This window comes from Actinoplanes sp. NPDC048791, assembly GCF_040650095.1.
GTDB lineage: Bacteria > Actinomycetota > Actinomycetes > Mycobacteriales > Micromonosporaceae > Actinoplanes.
Window position 1 is genome coordinate 1 of sequence record NZ_JBEZGQ010000105.1, and the last position, 14,794, is coordinate 14,794.

Genomic DNA, 14,794 nt, shown 5'->3' on the forward strand with positions numbered 1-14,794 from the left:
GCACGGCCACGCTCGGCGACGGGCGGCGCACCACGCTGGTCTTCTCCGGCGCCCCGGGCCGGACGGCCGAGACCGTCCGCAGTGACCAGGAGCTGTTCGCCGGCGCCTACACCGCCGAGCTCGCCTCGTTCGCCGACGCCGTCCGGTCCGGCACGCCGGCGCCGGTGACCGGCGCGGACGCCCGGGCCGCCCTGGCCATCGCGCTGGCCGCCGCCGCGTCGGTGGCCGGCGGGCGCCCGGTCCGCATCGACGAGGTGACCGGGTGAGCGGCTACCGGCTGGCCGTCTGCGCCGAGATGGTCTTCCTCGACCTGCCGTTCGCCGACCGGGTGCGGCGCATCGCCGAGCGCGGCTTCGAGGTCGAGATGTGGAACTGGGCCGGCAAGGACCTCGACGCGCTGGCCGCGACCGGCGCGACGATCTCGTCGATGACCGGCTACCTGCGGGGCACCCTCGCCGACCCGGCCGGCGCCGACGAGCTTCTGGCCACCGCCCGGCTCTCCCTCGAGGTCGCCGAGCGGCTCGGTTGCCCGCGCCTGAACGTGCACGGCACCGGACTGGACGACCGGGGACTGCCGGTCGTCCCGGCCGCGGTGGTGACGCCCGCGATGTGGTTCACCGCCGTACGGACCCTCACCCGTCTGGCCGAGCTCGGTGAGCGCGCCGGGCGGGTGTTCACCCTGGAGAACCTCAACACCGCGGTCGACCACCCCGGCGTCCCCTTCGCCCGGGCGGCCGACACGCTGGCCCTGGTGGAAGCCGTCGGCAGTCCGCACCTGCGGATGAACCTGGACCTCTACCACGCGCAGATCGGCGAGGGGAACCTCATCCAGCTCGTCGAGCGGGCCTTGCCGTGGATCGGCGAGATCCAGGTCGCCGACGTGCCGGGCCGGTGCGAGCCGGGCACCGGCGAGATCCACTATCCCGCCGTCGCCGCGGCCCTGCACCGGCTCGGCTACCAGGGCGTCGTCGGCCTGGAGAGCTGGGCCGCGGGCGAGGACGACCGGGCGCTGGAGCGCTTCCGCCACGCGTTCACATAGGCGGTGTTCCGGCGCACTTATGCTCGCCGCATGGGCAGACCCGAGCCGGACGCGTACGCAGCCGTTGCGCCGGTCCTGAGGCAGCTGGCCGGGACGCTGGAGTCGATCGGAGCGGAGCCGCTGCCGTTGGCCCGATACCGCCGCCCGCCCGGCCGGGTCGCGTGCCTTCTGCACAGGGCGATCGGCCAGCCACCTCCGGGTGACCGCCCGCGCTACCGGGTCACCGGCCACCGGGCCTGGCCGCTGACCGATGGCGGCGACCATCGCCCCGACCTCGCCCTCGACACCAGCGGCGAGATACTGCTGGCCCACCTTCGCCGATCCGGTGGAGTGGGCGTAGAGGGTCCTGCGGACCACCTGCATGGCCACCAGGCCGGTACGCAGTTCCTGGAATATCCCTACTCCTTGATGAGCCGGGCCTACTGCAGCGTGCTCCCTGACGGGTCGGTGCGGGTCATCGTGGAGCTCGCCTCCTGGGGCGGCCCGGACCGCGGCGAGTACCTCCTGAGCGACGTCGTGGCGGCGACGGTGTGCGCGTACACGTCGAATCCCGTCTGGTATCGCTAATCGTCCTCGGCGAACACCAGCTTCTTCGGCTCGTCGCGCGGGTCGCGGCCGCGCAGCCGGGCCACGATGCGCGGCAGGTACGGCACCACGAACGCCAGCACCGCGCACGCGAGCAGCACCGCGGTCAGCGGCCGGGTCACGAACGTGCTCAGATCACCGTTGGCCACGAGCAGCGCCCGGCGGAACTGCACCTCCATCATCGGGCCCAGGATCAGGCCCAGGATCACCGGCGCGATCGGGAAGTCGAAGTGCCGCATCCCGAAGCCGATGACCCCGACGGCGTAGGCGATGAACACCTGGTTGACGCTGCCCGTGGCGGCGTAGACCCCGAGCGTGGCGAAGACCAGGATGCCGGCGTACAGGATGGGTCGCGGGATCTGCAGCACTTTGACCCAGACCCGGATCAGCGGCAGGTTGAGCAGCAACAGCAGCACGTTGCCGACGTAGAGCGAGGCGATCAGCGCCCAGACCAGCTCGGGCGAGGTGTCGAACAGCTGCGGGCCGGGCTGCAGGTTGAAGATCTGGAAAGCGGCCAGCATGACCGCGGCGGTCGCGGAGGTGGGGATGCCGAGGGTCAGCAACGGTACGAGCACACCCGAGAACGCCGCGTTGTTGGCCGCCTCCGGACCGGCCACCCCCTCGATCGCCCCCTTGCCGAACTCGGCCCGGTCCCGCGCCCGGTGCTTCTCGTACGTGTACGACAGGAACGTCGGCACGTCCGCCCCGCCCGACGGCAGCGCCCCGAACGGGAAGCCGACCGCCGTTCCACGCAGCCATGGCCCCCACGAACGCCGCCAGTCGTCGCGGGTGAGCCACCCGTGCCGCGCCGAGCCCGGCTCCAGCGGATGCACGTGCTCGGGCAGGTGCCGCAGCCGGCTCGCGACGAAGAGGGTCTCGCCGATCGCGAACAGACCGACGATCACCACCACGATGTCCACACCCTCCAGCAGTTCCATCGTGCCGAAGGTGAACCGGGCCTGCCCGGTCAGCGCGTCGATCCCGACCAGGCCCAGGAACAGGCCGAAGACCAGCGACATCAGGCCACGGACGACGGACCGCCCGACGAGCGCGGTGACCGCGACCATCGCCAGCAACGCCAGCGCGAAGTAGTCGGCCGCCCGGAACGTGGTCGCCAGCTTGGCCACCGGCTGGGCCAGCAGGCTCAGCAACAGCGTGGAGATGGTGCCGGCCACGAACGACCCGATCGCGGCCGTGGCCAGAGCGGCTTTCGCCCTTCCGCGCCGGGCCATCTGATAACCCTCGATCGCGGTGGCCACCGAGGCCGACTCGCCGGGGGTATTGAGCAGGATCGAGGTGGTGGACCCGCCGTACATGGCGCCGTAGTAGATGCCGGCGAACATGATGAACGTGCCGATCGGGTCGTCCAGGCTGAAGGTGACCGGCAGCAGCAGCGCGATCGTCAGGGCCGGGCCGATGCCGGGCAGCACCCCGACGAACGTGCCCAGGGTGACGCCGATCGCCGCGTACAGCAGGTACTGCGGGCTCAGGACGGTGCCGAAGCCGGAGAGCAGATCACCGAAGACGTTCACAGCGGAAACACCCCCGCGGGCAGGAAGATGTCGAGCAGCCGGGTGAAGACCAGGTAGACCACCGTCGGCAGCAGCACCGCCACGATGACGTCACGGACCAGGTGGCGGCTGCCGAGGACCCGGGAGACCACGACGACGAAGGCCGCGGCGGAGACGACGAAGCCGGCGTACTCCAGCGCGACGGCGAAGCCGACCAGGCTCGCGACCACCCCGGCCGGGCTCCACCAGCCGGGCTTCTCCTCCGGCGGCTCCTCCCGGGTGCGCAGCTGGGCGATCAGGTAGGCCACCGCGACGACAACCCAGGCCGCGGCGATCACCACCGGGGCCAGGCGCGGACTTTGCAGGCCGAGGTCGCCGTCGGCAGCCGACACCGCCGACCAGACCAGACCCACGCCGGCGAGCACCAGCCCGCCGGCGAGGATCACCCCACCGGTACGGCGGGCCGGCGCCGCGTCGGTTGTCATCTAGCCGAGCCCGATGTCGGTGAGCACCGTGGTGATGCGCTGGTTCTCGCTGGTGAAGAACGTCGACGCGGCGTCACCGCTCTTGTAGAAGTCCTCCCAGCCCTGCTTCTGCAACGCGGACTTCCACGACTCCGACGAGTGCAGCCGGTCCACGAGGGCGGTCACGGCCTCCTTGGTCGGGGCGTCGATCCCGGGCGGTGCCACGACTCCGCGCCAGTTCATCAGCTCGACGTCGTACCCCTGCTCCTTGACGGTCGGTGCCGGTGACCCGCCGCCGACGTCGACGCCGGTCGCGCCGGAGACCGCGAGCGCGCGGACCTTGCCCGACGCGACCAGGTCCTTGAACTCGCTCTGGCCCGACACGGCGGCGGTCAGGTCACCGGAGAGCAGCGCGGCCTTGGCCTCGCCGCCGCCGGAGTACGCGACGTACTTCATCGCCTTGGGGTCGGCGCCGGCCGCCTTGGCGAGCAGGCCGACCAGGATCTGGTCGGTGCCGCCGGCCGAGCCGCCACCCCAGTTGATCGACGCCGGTGCGGCCTTGGCGTCGTCCATGAGCTGTTTGAGGTTCTTGTACTTGGAGGCGGCCGGGACGACGATGACCTCCTGCTCGGCGGTGAGCGTGGCGATCGGGGTGACCTGGTCCAGCTTCACCGGCGACTTGTTGGCCACCACGCCGCCGACCATCACCAGGCCCATGACCATCAGGTGGTGGGCGTCGCCGCGGTTCTTGGAGACGAGCTGGGCCAGCCCGATGGTGCCGGCCGCGCCGGTGACGTTGTAGACCTCGACGGGCTGCTCGACGAGCTTGCCGTCGGTCATCGCCTTCTGCATGGTGCGGGCGGTGAGATCCCAGCCGCCACCGGGTGCGGCAGGCACCATGAGCTGCACTGTCTTGGTCGGATAGCGCACCTCGCCGGTGCTCGTCTGCCCGCCGGCGGTGTCCTTCTCGCACCCGGCCGCGGTGGCGGCCAGCAGCGCCGCGGCCATCCCCGCGGCGACGACGCGACCCGGGCGCCGCACAACTGTGTCCTTCACGACCGCTCCTCTGTGTTGCCTACGTGTTTCAGAGATGCTGCATCGCGGGACCATCGGCGGTCATCGTTACGGACACGGTGGTCGTTGTGGTCTTTGTGGTCGTGGCAGCTCAGCCGCCCAGGGACAGCACCGCTTCGACACCGTAGTGATCGGACAGATACCCCGGCCGGCCACCCGGCAGCGTCACCGCGTCCCGCAGGACGATCCGCGCCTCCGCGGAGAGCTCCCGCTGCGGCGCCGGCCGGATCAGCACATTGTCGAAGGCGGGCGGGGCCGGCCAGCGCGGGGTGGGCCGGTACGTCGGCGCGGGGTCGCCGGCCAGCACGTCGGTGAGCCCGGCCCGGGCCAGGAAGCCGGTGAGCGCGGCGGCGTGGCGAGGAACGTTGAAGTCGCCGGCCGCCACGACCGGCAGCGCCGGGTCGAGCCGGGCCAGCTCACCGGCGAGATGATCCAGCTCGGCGCGGGCGACCCGGGTGTAGCGGTTCGCCGGTGACCAGTCGCCGTCGCGGTTGGCGGACAGGTGGGTGTTCGCGATGGCGAGCGGGCCGGCCGGCGTGTCCACGACTGCGAGCTGGACGCCCTTACGCATGAGGTATTCGGGACGCGGCGGGCCGGTGCGCGGGTACCGCACGAAGCGGGCGGTCCGGATCGGCCACCGGGACAGCATCACGAGGCCGCCCTCCAGGAGCAGGGAGCCGGACCACGCGTGGTGGCCGTAGTGCCGGGCGAGGCGGCGGACCAGGGCGGCATGGCGACGCCACAGCACCTCCTGGAGGCAGACCACGTCGTAGGAGGACTGCTCCAGGACCGTGCCGAGAGCCCGCAGCCGCGCCCGGACGTCACCGCGCATGAGCGCATTGAAGGTCAGCAGCCGCACCTCGGTCGTCCGGGTCACGCCGCCAGACGCTACCGGGATGACCCGACCGCGCCTGATTCGACGACGGTTGCTATATCGTGATTCGGTGCATATCGGGCAAATGCCAGCGGGTACGCATGACGTCTTCGTCGCGCTCGGCCTGGCGGTCGCCGGGCTGGTCTTCGCCGCCGAGGTACGCCGGCGCGGCCGCGGCGACGAGCGGCTCTGGTACCTGGTGGCCGGGGTGCTCGTCGGCGGCGCCCTGTTCGGCCGGCTCGGCACCTGGCTGCAACACCTGGACCCGCGGCAGAACGCGACCCTGGCCGAGCAGTGGGCGTACGGCAACCGCAGCATCCTCTCCGGTCTGGCCGGCGCGTATCTCGGTGTGCTGGTCGCCAAGCGGCTCTGCGGCTACCGGGCCCGCAGCGGTGACCTGTTCGCGCCCGCGATCGCCGCCGGTATGGCGGTCGGCCGGATCGGGTGCCTGCTCACCGAACGGCCCGGCACGCCCACCGGCGCCGGCTGGGGCGTCTCCATGGATGGTGTGCCGCGGCACCCCTCTTTCGCGTACGAGATCGCTTTTCATCTCCTCGCCCTGGCCGTGCTGATCCTGGTCCGCGACCGGATCACCCAGCCGGACGCCCTGTTCACCGGCTACCTGACGGGTTACGCCATGTTCCGGTTCGCGGTCGAGTTCGTGCGCGGCAACGAGGTGGTGGCGGCCGGGCTGACCCGCCCGCAGCTGTTCCTGCTGGCCTGCGCTCCCCTGCTGGCCTGGCGGCTCGTGGTCCTCGCCCGGCAGCACCGGGCCGCCCACGCACAGCGGGTGCCGGTATGAGGCCGCCGCCGCAGCCGATCCGCACCGGTGCCGTCTGGGCCGGGATCGGGCTCGCGCTGCTCGGGCACCTGATGTGCGCCGGCCTGGTCGCCGCCGCCCTCTGGGGCGCGGGCGACGCCGCCGACCAGGCGCTGATCGGTGGCAGCCTGCTCGGTCAGCTGGTGCTGTTCGCCGCCGTCGTCGCGGCCGGCACCGTCCTGATCGTCAAGGGCGACCGGGGCCTGGGGATCGGGCTGTTCATCGGGTGGGCCGCCGGCCTGATCGTGCTGCCGCTCGTCGGGTTCGGGCTGTGTGTGGCCCTGGTCTCGGCCCAATGACAAAGCACTACCGGAGGTATCACTGATGGGCACCGGCATGCCGCTGCGCGGCGACCGCATCCACCGCTATGTCAACGCGTTCTGCCCGCACTGCCACGACGAGGACCCGCAGCGCCCGCTGGCCGAGGTCGCCCGGCTCTCCGGCCGGCTCGTGGTACGCGACGAGCAGGTCTGGCTCGAGCGCGGCTGCCCGCGGCACGGCCTCGTGCGCACCCTCTACGACGAGCACCCGGCGATCCTGACCTACCTGGAGCAGTGGACCGCGCCGACCAAGCAGCACGAGCCCGACCTGGCCGGCAACTTCGCCCCGGTGCCGGCCGCCTACCTCGACGGGCTGCCGGAGATGCAGACGCAGCACACCTGCATCCTGCTGACCGACCTCACCGACTCGTGCAACCTGCGCTGCCCCACGTGTTTCGCCGACTCGTCGCCGGCCCTGGACACCGTCGTCCCGCTGGCCGACGTGCTGGCCAATCTCGATGCCCGGCTGGCCCGCGAGCGGCAGCGCATCGACGTGCTCATGCTCTCCGGCGGTGAGCCCACGCTGTACCCGTACCTGGCCGAGCTGCTCGACGCGGTGGCCGCGCGGGACGTCGTGCGGATCCTGCTCAACACCAACGGGTTGCGGATCGCCCGCGACGACGCCCTGCTGGACCTGCTGGCCGCCCATCGCGAACGGGTCGAGGTGTACCTGCAGTACGACGGGGTCAGTGAGCGCGCGCACCGGCAGCACCGCGGCGCCGACCTGCGGCGGGCCAAGGAGCAGGCGATCGACCGGCTGGCCGGGCGCGGCATCTTCACCACGTTGACCATGACGGCCGCGCTGGACGTCAACGACGACGAGATCGGCGCGGTGGTCAAGCGGGCGCTGGACACGCCGTACGTGGGCGGGGTGTCGATCCAGCCGCAGTTCGGTTCCGGCCGTTCGGCGGCGATCGACAGCAGCCGCCGGCTGACCCACACCGGGGTGCTGGCCCGGCTCGGCCCGCAGACCGGCGACCTGGTCACCTGGCGGGACCTGACTGCGCTGCCCTGCTCGCACCCGCACTGCTGCTCGGTCGGCTACCTGCTGCGCGACGACACCGGCGAGTGGCGCTCACTGACCGCCCTGGTCGGCCACGACCGGCTGCTGTCCTTTCTGGAGCTGGCGCCCGACGCCGTCGCCAACCGGATCGCCGACACCGAGCTGCCCGCGCAGCTGCGCCGGGTGGTCCGCGACTCGCTGCTCGGCCTGCTCTCGGAGCAGTCGTCGCTGTCGCATCCCCGGGTCGGCGACCTGTGGCGTGACATCTGCGCCAACTGCGACCTGGGGATCGGCACGCTGGCCGCGATGGCGTCGTCGAGCCTGCCCGGTGGCCGGGACCGGCTGCGCCGGATGCTGGCCGAACGGGTCAAGCGGATCACCGTCAAGCCGTTCATGGACATGGCCACGATGGTGGAGGAACGGCTGCTGCAGTGCTGCGTGCACGTCGGCACCCGCAAGGACGACCGGGACCAGTGCGCGCCGTTCTGCGCCGTGCAGGCCTGGCCGCAACTGGCCGCCCAGCGCCTTCCCCAAGCAGTGGCCCTGCAACAGGTGCGGCGGTGACCTCCGCTCCGGCCGATCCGCTGCGGCTGTGTGTCTACGCCACCGTGGCGGCGCTGGCCTGGCTGGCCGGGCCGCTGGCGGTCACGGCGTTCGCCGCGCTCGGCCTGGCCGGCTACGTGCGGGCACAGCGGGCGGGGCTGCAACGGTCCAAGTGTGTGCTGCGTGACGTCCGGCTGGTGATGGCGTACCTGGGGGCGCTGACCACGGCCGGGCTGGCCGGGATCGGCTGGCAGTGCTGGATCTGGTTGACCTGAGCGGGGGCGCCGCCGGCGGGCGACGCCCCCGCGAGAAGGATCAGCAGCGACCGAGGTCCTGCCACTGCTGGGTCCAGCCCGGCTCCGAGCCCTGCGTCCAGTACCGGGCCTTCCACAGGTGCTTGCCCTCACCGGAGGGCGGGCCGCCGGGGTCGCCGTTGCGGCTCTTCTCGTGCTTGACGGTCTGCCCGCCCTGGTACACCGACCCGAACGTCCACTCCGGCGCGTTGGTGCAGTCACCTTGAGAAGGAGGCGGGGTTGTCGGTGGAGTGGACGGCGGGGTGGTCGGCGGGGTGCAGCCGCCGGTGGTGTCCACCGTGTCGGCGAACGTGCTGCCGGCCGAGCGGTAGCCTGCCGTCCGCGCGGTCACCTCGGCCGGGGACAGCGCCTGGTTCTTGGCGAACAGCACCCAGTCCACCTGCTGGATGTACGTGCTGCGCCCGCCGGTGTGCGCCGCCGTGTCGATGAACCAGAGGTTCCAGTTGATCGTCATGGTCTGCCGCGGGTAGAACTTGCCCGAGTGGTCACCGACCAGCACGCCGTCGATGTAGTACTTGACGTGCCCGTCCGCCACCGTGGCGACCAGGTCGTGCCAGCCGTTGAGGCTGGACCGCTGCTCGGAGTGCACGTTGTCGGCCAACCACGGCTCGGCCCGGTACGTGTACCAGGTCGTCTGGTAGTTGATCGGGCCCGTCTCGCCCCACCCGCCGTTCGGCAGGTACTCGGAGATGTCCAGCTCGCTGTACGTCGGGTCCAGGTCGCCGTTGAGCGGGCTGATGGTGAAGAACGTCTCGTTGATGTGGTCGCCGTCGTTGCCGGCCGTGGGGGTGTCGGTGAAGCGGACCCGGCTGGCGTACGTGCCTTCCAGATAGCGCTTCTGGGTGCTGTAGAGCTCCGCGTGGCTGGTGCCGGCGCCGGTGCCGTCGGTGGAGGCGGTGAGCTGCATGACCTTCTGCCCGCCCTCGCTGGGGAAGGTGATGCTGCTCGGCGACCACGTCGCGCCGGGCACGCCCGGTCCGCCGGCGTAGCTGCGCGGGGTCCAGCCGTGCGCGGTCAGTGAGCTGTCACCGGCCGAGCTGTAGGAGAAGTCGTCGAACAGGTAACCGCAGTCGGCGGCGGAGGCGCCGGCGGCGTGGGTGAAGACGGCCAGGGAGCTCAGCAGCGTCGTCACACCCAGCAGCTTCAGGGATCTGGACATGGGGGTCCTCCGGAATGGGGGTGAGGGGACCTACTTGACCGCGCCGGCGGTCATTCCGGCGCGGATGTGGCGTTGGAACGCGACGTAGGCGATCAGCACCGGCAGCATGGCGATGGTCAGGCCGGCGAACAGACCGCTCCAGTCACTGCGGTAGCCCTGGCTGACCGACAGGGCGGCCAGACCCTGCGCCAGGACGTACCGGTCCGGGTCGGGGTTGAGGACCAGCGGGAGCAGGTACTGGTTCCAGAGCCCGAGGAAATTGAAGATGCCGACGGCGACCAGGCCCGGCCGGGCCATCGGCAGCATGACGCGGAAGACCCCGAAGTGCGAGCAGCCGTCGATGAGGGCCGCTTCGGCCACCTCGCCGGGCAGGGTCCGGAAGAACGAGTGCAGGAAGAAGACCGTGAAAGGCACGGCATACGCCGCATAGACCAGGATCAGACCGGGGTACGTGCCCAGCAGCCCGAGCCGCTGCACCACGAAGAACAGCGGCACCAGGGCCAGGAAGACCGGGAAGAACATGGCCGCGACGAAGGTGTAATAGATGAGCCGGTTGCCCCGGAACTCGTACCGGGCCAGGGCGTAGGCGACCAGCGAGCCGAGCAGCATGGTCAGCAGCAGAGCCCCGCCGACCACGATGAGGCTGTTGAGGAAGTAGCGGCCGATGCTGGCCTCGGTCCACGCCCGCGCCCAGTTGCCCGGCTGCGGGGAGGCCGGCAGCGACCACGGCTCGTTGAGGATCTCGGTGTCGGTCTTGAACGAGCTGACCACCGCCCACAGCAGCGGCAGCGCGGTGACCACCGCCCAGGCCAGCATGGCCAGGTGCACCGGGAACACGGCGTAGGACCGCCGCGGCCGGCGCACGGCAGCCGGCGGTACGGACACAGCGGGCCGTTCATCCACCAGCGTCATGCCAGCTCCAGCCTCTCCTTGCGACCGGCCCGCAGAGCCAGCACGGCCAGCGTCAGGGTGGCGAAGAACAGCGCGACGCCCATGGCCGAGGCGTAGCCGAACTTGCCGTAGGTGAACGCGTTGCGGTAGAGCGACAGCCCGATGACCTCGGTGGCGCCGTCCGGCCCGCCCGGGCCGACCGTCATCACCTGCACGACCGCGAAGGCGTCCAGCGCGGCGATGCCGAGATACACGAACGCCACCTGCACGGTCTCGCGGACCAGCGGCAACGTCACCTTGCGGAACGTCGCCCAGGCCCCGGCCCCGTCCAGCAGCGCCGCCTCGAACAGCTCCCGCGGGATGCCGTCGATCGCCGCGCTGAACAGCACCACGTAGAAACCCACCGACGACCAGACCAGCACCGCCATCACGGCGATCAGAGCCAGCGACGGCGACGCCAGCCAGCTCTGCGCGAGCCCGCCGAGCCCGATCGCGCGCAGTCCCCCGTTCAGCAGGCCGGTGTTGGGGTTGTAGACGAAACCCCACAGGACCGCGATGACCACGAGCGAGAGCAGTTGCGGGAAGAAGTACACGATCTGGTACGCCCCCGAGCCCGCGATGCCGCGCCGCCCGCCCCGCCCGCCGAGGTGCATCATGCTGGCCAGGAACAGCCCGATACCGATGGTGACCAGCGGGACGACCACCAGCATCACCGCGTTGTTGCGCACCGCGTCCAGGAACAGCGAGTCCCCGCCGAGGCGGGCGTAGTTGCCCGCCCCGACGAAGTGCGCCTCGCCGGCCACGCCGGTCCAGTCGGTCAGCGACAGATAAAAGGCCTGCGCGTACGGCGACAGCACGAAGACCACGTGCAGCACCAGCGCGGGCACCAGCGCGCCGGCCAGGAACCGCCACCGACCGTGCCGCATCAGCGGGTGTACTTCTGCACCGAGGAGTCCTGGGCGATCGCGTCCGCCGCCTTCTGCACCCGCTGCGCCCACTCCGCCGCGGTGCTGCGCTTGTTCACCAGCTCGCCGGTGGCGTCGTCGAGGGCCTTGGCCAGCGGGGCGTACCAGGTGCGGAAGCGGTAGGTGAAGGTCTCGGCGCCGGCCGCGGTGACCGCGTCGCGGACCGAGCCGAGCCCGCTGCTCAGGGTCAGCCCGTCGGTCGCCCCGGCCACCGCGGGCAGCGTGCCGGCCGTGGACGCGAACGCCTTCGCGGACTGCTTGGAGAACAGGATCCGCAGATACTCCATCCCACCGGCCGGGTTCTTCGCCTTCGTGGGCACCAGGAACGACTCGCTGCTGGCGGCCTGCACCGCGGTCGCCTTGAGCTGGTCGCCCGCGGTCCGCGACGGCACTGTCCCCATGACCATGTCGAAGCCCGGCGGGGTGACGTCCTTCTGCTCACTCTCCAGCCACGAGCCGCACGGGATGAACGCGGCCTTGCCGTTGGACCAGGCCGCCTGGGCCTCGGTATGGGTCAGCGCCTCGGAGCCGGCCATCAGGTAGCCCTTGCCGGCCAGCTCGGCGAACGCCTCGGCGGCACCGATCAGCCCCGGCGCCTTCCACGCGTTCGGCTCCAGGTTGTCCACGGCCTTGACCAGCGCGGGCCCGCCGGTCTTGGCGGCCATGCTGAGCAGCGGATCGTTGATGTACTCGGGATACTTGCCCTGGTAGGTCCAGGGCGCGATGCCGGCGGCCTTGATGGTCGCGCACAGCGTCAGCATCTCGTCCCAGGTCTTCGGGTACGCCCAGCCCTTCGCGGCGAACAGCGGCTTGGAATACCAGAGCCCCCAGACGGTGTAGGTGAAGTTCAGCGTCATCGGCGTCTTGCCGAAGGTGCCGTCCTCGACCACCCCGGGCAGCAGGGTGTCGCGCACCGTCACGGCCGGGTCGTCGAAGGACGGCGCGTCCAGCAGTGCGCTCAGGTCGCTGACCTGCTTGGCCGCCACCAGCGTCGCGATGTCGAGCCGGCTCGCGCCGGTGTTGTCGACGACGTCCGGGGGCGTGTTGGCCACGAAACGCGGCTGCAGGGCCTCACCGATCTTCTGCAGGCCCTGGTGGTCGATCTTCGCGCCGGGGTACTTCCGGGTGTAGAGGGTGCCGGCGTGCTTGGCGTACTCGTCGCCGTACCCGCCCTTGAAGATCACCACCTCGAGCGGGGTTTCGGCCTTGACCCCCAGGGGGTTGTCGGCGCTCTTGGCGCCGGTGTTGCCGGCGGCCGGGTCGTTGTCGTCGCTGCCGCCGGTCACGCAGGCGCTGAGCAGCGGGGCCGCGACGCCGGCGGTCAGCGCCGTGCGCAGCAGGGTGCGTCTCGTGGGGTACGGTTCGGCAAGGGGTGGGCGGTTCATCAGCTGGGCCTTCTTCCCTAAGCGGTACGCCGGATGCGCCCGGCGTACCGCGCTTCGAGCTCCTTGTTGTGCTCCCGCCCGCCCGGCACGTTGTCGGAGAGATAGACCGGCGGGGTGATGCCGAGCGCCAGCAGCCGGGCCACGACCTCGGTGACCAGCTGCTGGGCCAGCAGGGCAGCGGTGATCGAGGAGACAGCACCCACCGCCCCGGCAATTCCGGCGCCGGCGCTGTAGGACAGCGCGGCGTCGCCGTAGGGGGCGCCGTTGTCGAGCACGACGTCGGCCAGGTCGGTGAGTTTGAGGCCGCTGTCGTGCCGCGAGTCCACCCGGGCCGAGTGCTCCCGCGAGGTGATCGCGATCAACGCGTGCCCGCGCTGCTTGACCAGCTGCGCCATCTCCACCACCGCGCCGTTGACGCCGGAGTTGGAGGCGATGACGAAGGTGTCGTCGGGCTTGATCGGGGCCAGGTCGTAGAGCCGGTGGGCGACGCTGGGGGTGCGCTCCAGCTGCGGATCGGTGAGCACCGCGGCGGGCTCGCCGCCGTACAGGACGATGTCGCGCAGCGCGATCTTGTTGGTCGGCACCAGGCCACCGGCCCGGCCGGCGATCTCCATGGCGAGCGCCTCGGAGTGCCCGCACCCGAAGGCCTGGATCACCCCGCCGGCGCGCAGGGTCGCGGTCAGCAGGTCGGCGGCCCGGGCCACCGCGTCGCGCTGGCTGCTCCCGACCCGGGTGATGGCCTCGGCGATGACCTCGGCGTAGGCGGCGCTTGTGATCGTCACAGCGGCTTGTCCCTCCGTGCTCGCTTGCGGTTGGCGTGGGGCTCGGGCACCCGGTGGGCGTCGACGGCCCGCACGGTCAGCTCGAGGGCCTCGGCGGTGCGCTCGTAGGTGCGCTGGGCCACGGCGACGTAGATGAGGTCGAGGATCAGCAGCTGCGAGTGCAGGGCGGACAGCGCCGCGAGCCGGAAGGTGGTCTCGTGCACCGAGGTCACGAACGCGACGTCGGCGACCTCGGCCAGCGGCGACCGGGCGAACGAGGTCACCGCGACGGTCAGCGCCCCGTGGTCGGCCGCCTCGGCCAGGGTCTCGATGGCCTCGCGGGTGCGGCCGGAGTGCGACAGGGCGATCGCCACGTCACCGGGGCCGAGCAGCGCGGCGTTGGTCAGCGCGGTGTGGGTGTCGGCGCGGTACCGCACCGGGACTCGGATGCGCTCCAGCCGGAAGGCCATCTCGCTGCCCGCCGTACCGCTGCTGCCCAGCCCGAAGATCTCCACCCGCCCGGCGGTGGCGATCGCCGCCGCGACCCGCTCGATCGCCGCGGTGTCCAATCCGGACGCCGTGGCCTGGATGGCCCGGGTGTCGGCGGCGGTGATGACGTCCAGCACCTTGTCGAGCTGGTCGCCGGGATTGATGTCGCCGCTGATGTCGGTCTCCCAGCGGGCCTGCTCGGCCCGGCCGGTCTCGGTGGCCACGGCGACCCGCAGGTTCGCGTAGCCCTTGAAACCGAGGGCCCGGCTGAACCGGGTGACCGTGGCGGTCGAGGTGCCGGACCGCTCGGCCAGGTCCACGATGCTCGCGTGGGCCGCCGTCTCCGGGTCGGCCAGGATGGTTTCGGCGATCTTCGCCAGCGCCTCCGGCATGCTCGGTCCCTCGATGCGCAGCCGCACCAGCAGACCGCCGCTCTCGCCCGTCACCCGATCCTCATTGTGCTGATCCTCGTTTTCATCGTTGTCCTGTGTCGATGAAAATTACGACCACTGTGGCTTCTGGTCAACAAAAACTTTCTATGTTTCGATTCCTTGCGTGAAGCTGGTGCTGGGAGTCGACGCCGGCGGGACGGCGTCG

At 71.3% G+C, this 14,794-nt stretch carries 17 protein-coding genes; 7 read left to right on the forward strand and 10 right to left on the reverse strand.

Annotated features, from left to right (window positions below; all coding sequences use genetic code 11):
• The 3 genes from AB0C29_RS11010 to AB0C29_RS11020 all read left to right on the forward strand — a co-directional run.
• Nucleotides 1-266 (forward strand): Gfo/Idh/MocA family oxidoreductase (locus AB0C29_RS11010; RefSeq protein ID WP_360818398.1); only part of this gene is annotated, 266 nt, incomplete at its 5' end.
• On the forward strand, nt 263-1,039 hold the full coding sequence (locus AB0C29_RS11015; RefSeq protein WP_360818401.1) for a TIM barrel protein: 777 nt from the start codon (nt 263-265) through the stop codon (nt 1,037-1,039). The genes AB0C29_RS11010 and AB0C29_RS11015, both read left to right, overlap by 4 nt.
• A gap of 30 nt (nt 1,040-1,069) precedes the next feature.
• Nucleotides 1,070-1,606 carry a hypothetical protein gene (locus tag AB0C29_RS11020; protein ID WP_360818404.1) on the forward strand — a complete coding sequence of 179 codons (537 nt, stop codon included), beginning with the start codon at nt 1,070-1,072 and terminating at the stop codon, nt 1,604-1,606.
• Here the strand turns inward: AB0C29_RS11020 and AB0C29_RS11025 are convergent.
• The 4 genes from AB0C29_RS11025 to AB0C29_RS11040 all read right to left on the reverse strand — a co-directional run bounded on the left by AB0C29_RS11025 (nt 1,603) and on the right by AB0C29_RS11040 (nt 5,550).
• Nucleotides 1,603-3,156 (reverse strand): tripartite tricarboxylate transporter permease, encoded by a 1,554-nt coding sequence (locus tag AB0C29_RS11025; RefSeq protein WP_360818407.1) that lies wholly within the window; start codon nt 3,154-3,156, stop codon nt 1,603-1,605. The genes AB0C29_RS11020 and AB0C29_RS11025 overlap by 4 nt on opposite strands.
• The gene (locus AB0C29_RS11030) at nt 3,153-3,620 is read right to left on the reverse strand and encodes a tripartite tricarboxylate transporter TctB family protein (protein WP_360818410.1); all 468 of its coding nucleotides are present in this window, start codon (nt 3,618-3,620) and stop codon (nt 3,153-3,155) included. Before AB0C29_RS11030 ends, AB0C29_RS11025 begins: the two co-directional genes overlap by 4 nt.
• Nucleotides 3,621-4,655 (reverse strand): tripartite tricarboxylate transporter substrate binding protein, encoded by a 1,035-nt coding sequence (locus AB0C29_RS11035; protein ID WP_360818413.1) that lies wholly within the window; start codon nt 4,653-4,655, stop codon nt 3,621-3,623.
• Nucleotides 4,656-4,764: 109 nt separating this feature from the next.
• On the reverse strand, nt 4,765-5,550 hold the full coding sequence (locus AB0C29_RS11040) for an endonuclease/exonuclease/phosphatase family protein (protein ID WP_360818416.1): 786 nt from the start codon (nt 5,548-5,550) through the stop codon (nt 4,765-4,767).
• Between the two features lie 67 nt (nt 5,551-5,617).
• Here AB0C29_RS11040 and AB0C29_RS11045 point away from each other — a divergent pair, with 67 nt between their 5' ends.
• The 4 genes from AB0C29_RS11045 to AB0C29_RS11060 are packed head-to-tail and all read left to right on the forward strand — an operon-like array spanning nt 5,618 to nt 8,508.
• The gene (locus tag AB0C29_RS11045; protein WP_360818419.1) at nt 5,618-6,349 is read left to right on the forward strand and encodes a prolipoprotein diacylglyceryl transferase family protein; all 732 of its coding nucleotides are present in this window, start codon (nt 5,618-5,620) and stop codon (nt 6,347-6,349) included.
• Nucleotides 6,346-6,666, forward strand: a complete 321-nt coding sequence (locus AB0C29_RS11050) for a hypothetical protein (RefSeq protein WP_360818422.1) — start codon at nt 6,346-6,348, stop codon at nt 6,664-6,666. Before AB0C29_RS11045 ends, AB0C29_RS11050 begins: the two co-directional genes overlap by 4 nt.
• A 25-nt stretch (nt 6,667-6,691) precedes the next feature.
• Nucleotides 6,692-8,254, forward strand: a complete 1,563-nt coding sequence (locus AB0C29_RS11055) for a radical SAM protein (protein WP_360818425.1) — start codon at nt 6,692-6,694, stop codon at nt 8,252-8,254.
• Complete coding sequence (locus AB0C29_RS11060) at nt 8,251-8,508, forward strand: hypothetical protein (protein WP_360818428.1); 258 nt, start codon at nt 8,251-8,253, stop codon at nt 8,506-8,508. The genes AB0C29_RS11055 and AB0C29_RS11060 overlap by 4 nt, the downstream gene beginning before the upstream one ends.
• A 40-nt stretch (nt 8,509-8,548) precedes the next feature.
• Here AB0C29_RS11060 and AB0C29_RS11065 read toward each other — a convergent pair whose 3' ends face one another.
• From AB0C29_RS11065 to AB0C29_RS11090, 6 genes are read right to left on the reverse strand one after another with little or no spacing between them, the layout of a single operon-like run.
• Nucleotides 8,549-9,706 (reverse strand): glycosyl hydrolase, encoded by a 1,158-nt coding sequence (locus AB0C29_RS11065; protein ID WP_360818431.1) that lies wholly within the window; start codon nt 9,704-9,706, stop codon nt 8,549-8,551.
• Nucleotides 9,707-9,736: 30 nt separating this feature from the next.
• Nucleotides 9,737-10,618, reverse strand: coding sequence for a carbohydrate ABC transporter permease (locus AB0C29_RS11070; RefSeq protein ID WP_360818433.1), 882 nt, complete (start codon nt 10,616-10,618; stop codon nt 9,737-9,739).
• Nucleotides 10,615-11,523, reverse strand: coding sequence for a sugar ABC transporter permease (locus AB0C29_RS11075; protein ID WP_360553721.1), 909 nt, complete (start codon nt 11,521-11,523; stop codon nt 10,615-10,617). The genes AB0C29_RS11070 and AB0C29_RS11075 overlap by 4 nt, the downstream gene beginning before the upstream one ends.
• Complete coding sequence (gene ngcE / locus AB0C29_RS11080) at nt 11,523-12,947, reverse strand: N-acetylglucosamine/diacetylchitobiose ABC transporter substrate-binding protein (protein ID WP_360818435.1); 1,425 nt, start codon at nt 12,945-12,947, stop codon at nt 11,523-11,525. Before ngcE ends, AB0C29_RS11075 begins: the two co-directional genes overlap by 1 nt.
• 17 nt (nt 12,948-12,964) lie before the next feature.
• Entirely contained in the window at nt 12,965-13,729 is a 765-nt protein-coding gene (locus AB0C29_RS11085; RefSeq protein ID WP_360818438.1) for an SIS domain-containing protein, read from the reverse strand.
• A complete protein-coding gene (locus tag AB0C29_RS11090; protein WP_360818441.1) occupies nt 13,726-14,643 on the reverse strand; it encodes a MurR/RpiR family transcriptional regulator in 918 nt (305 codons plus the stop codon). Before AB0C29_RS11090 ends, AB0C29_RS11085 begins: the two co-directional genes overlap by 4 nt.
• Nucleotides 14,644-14,794 lie beyond the last annotated feature (151 nt).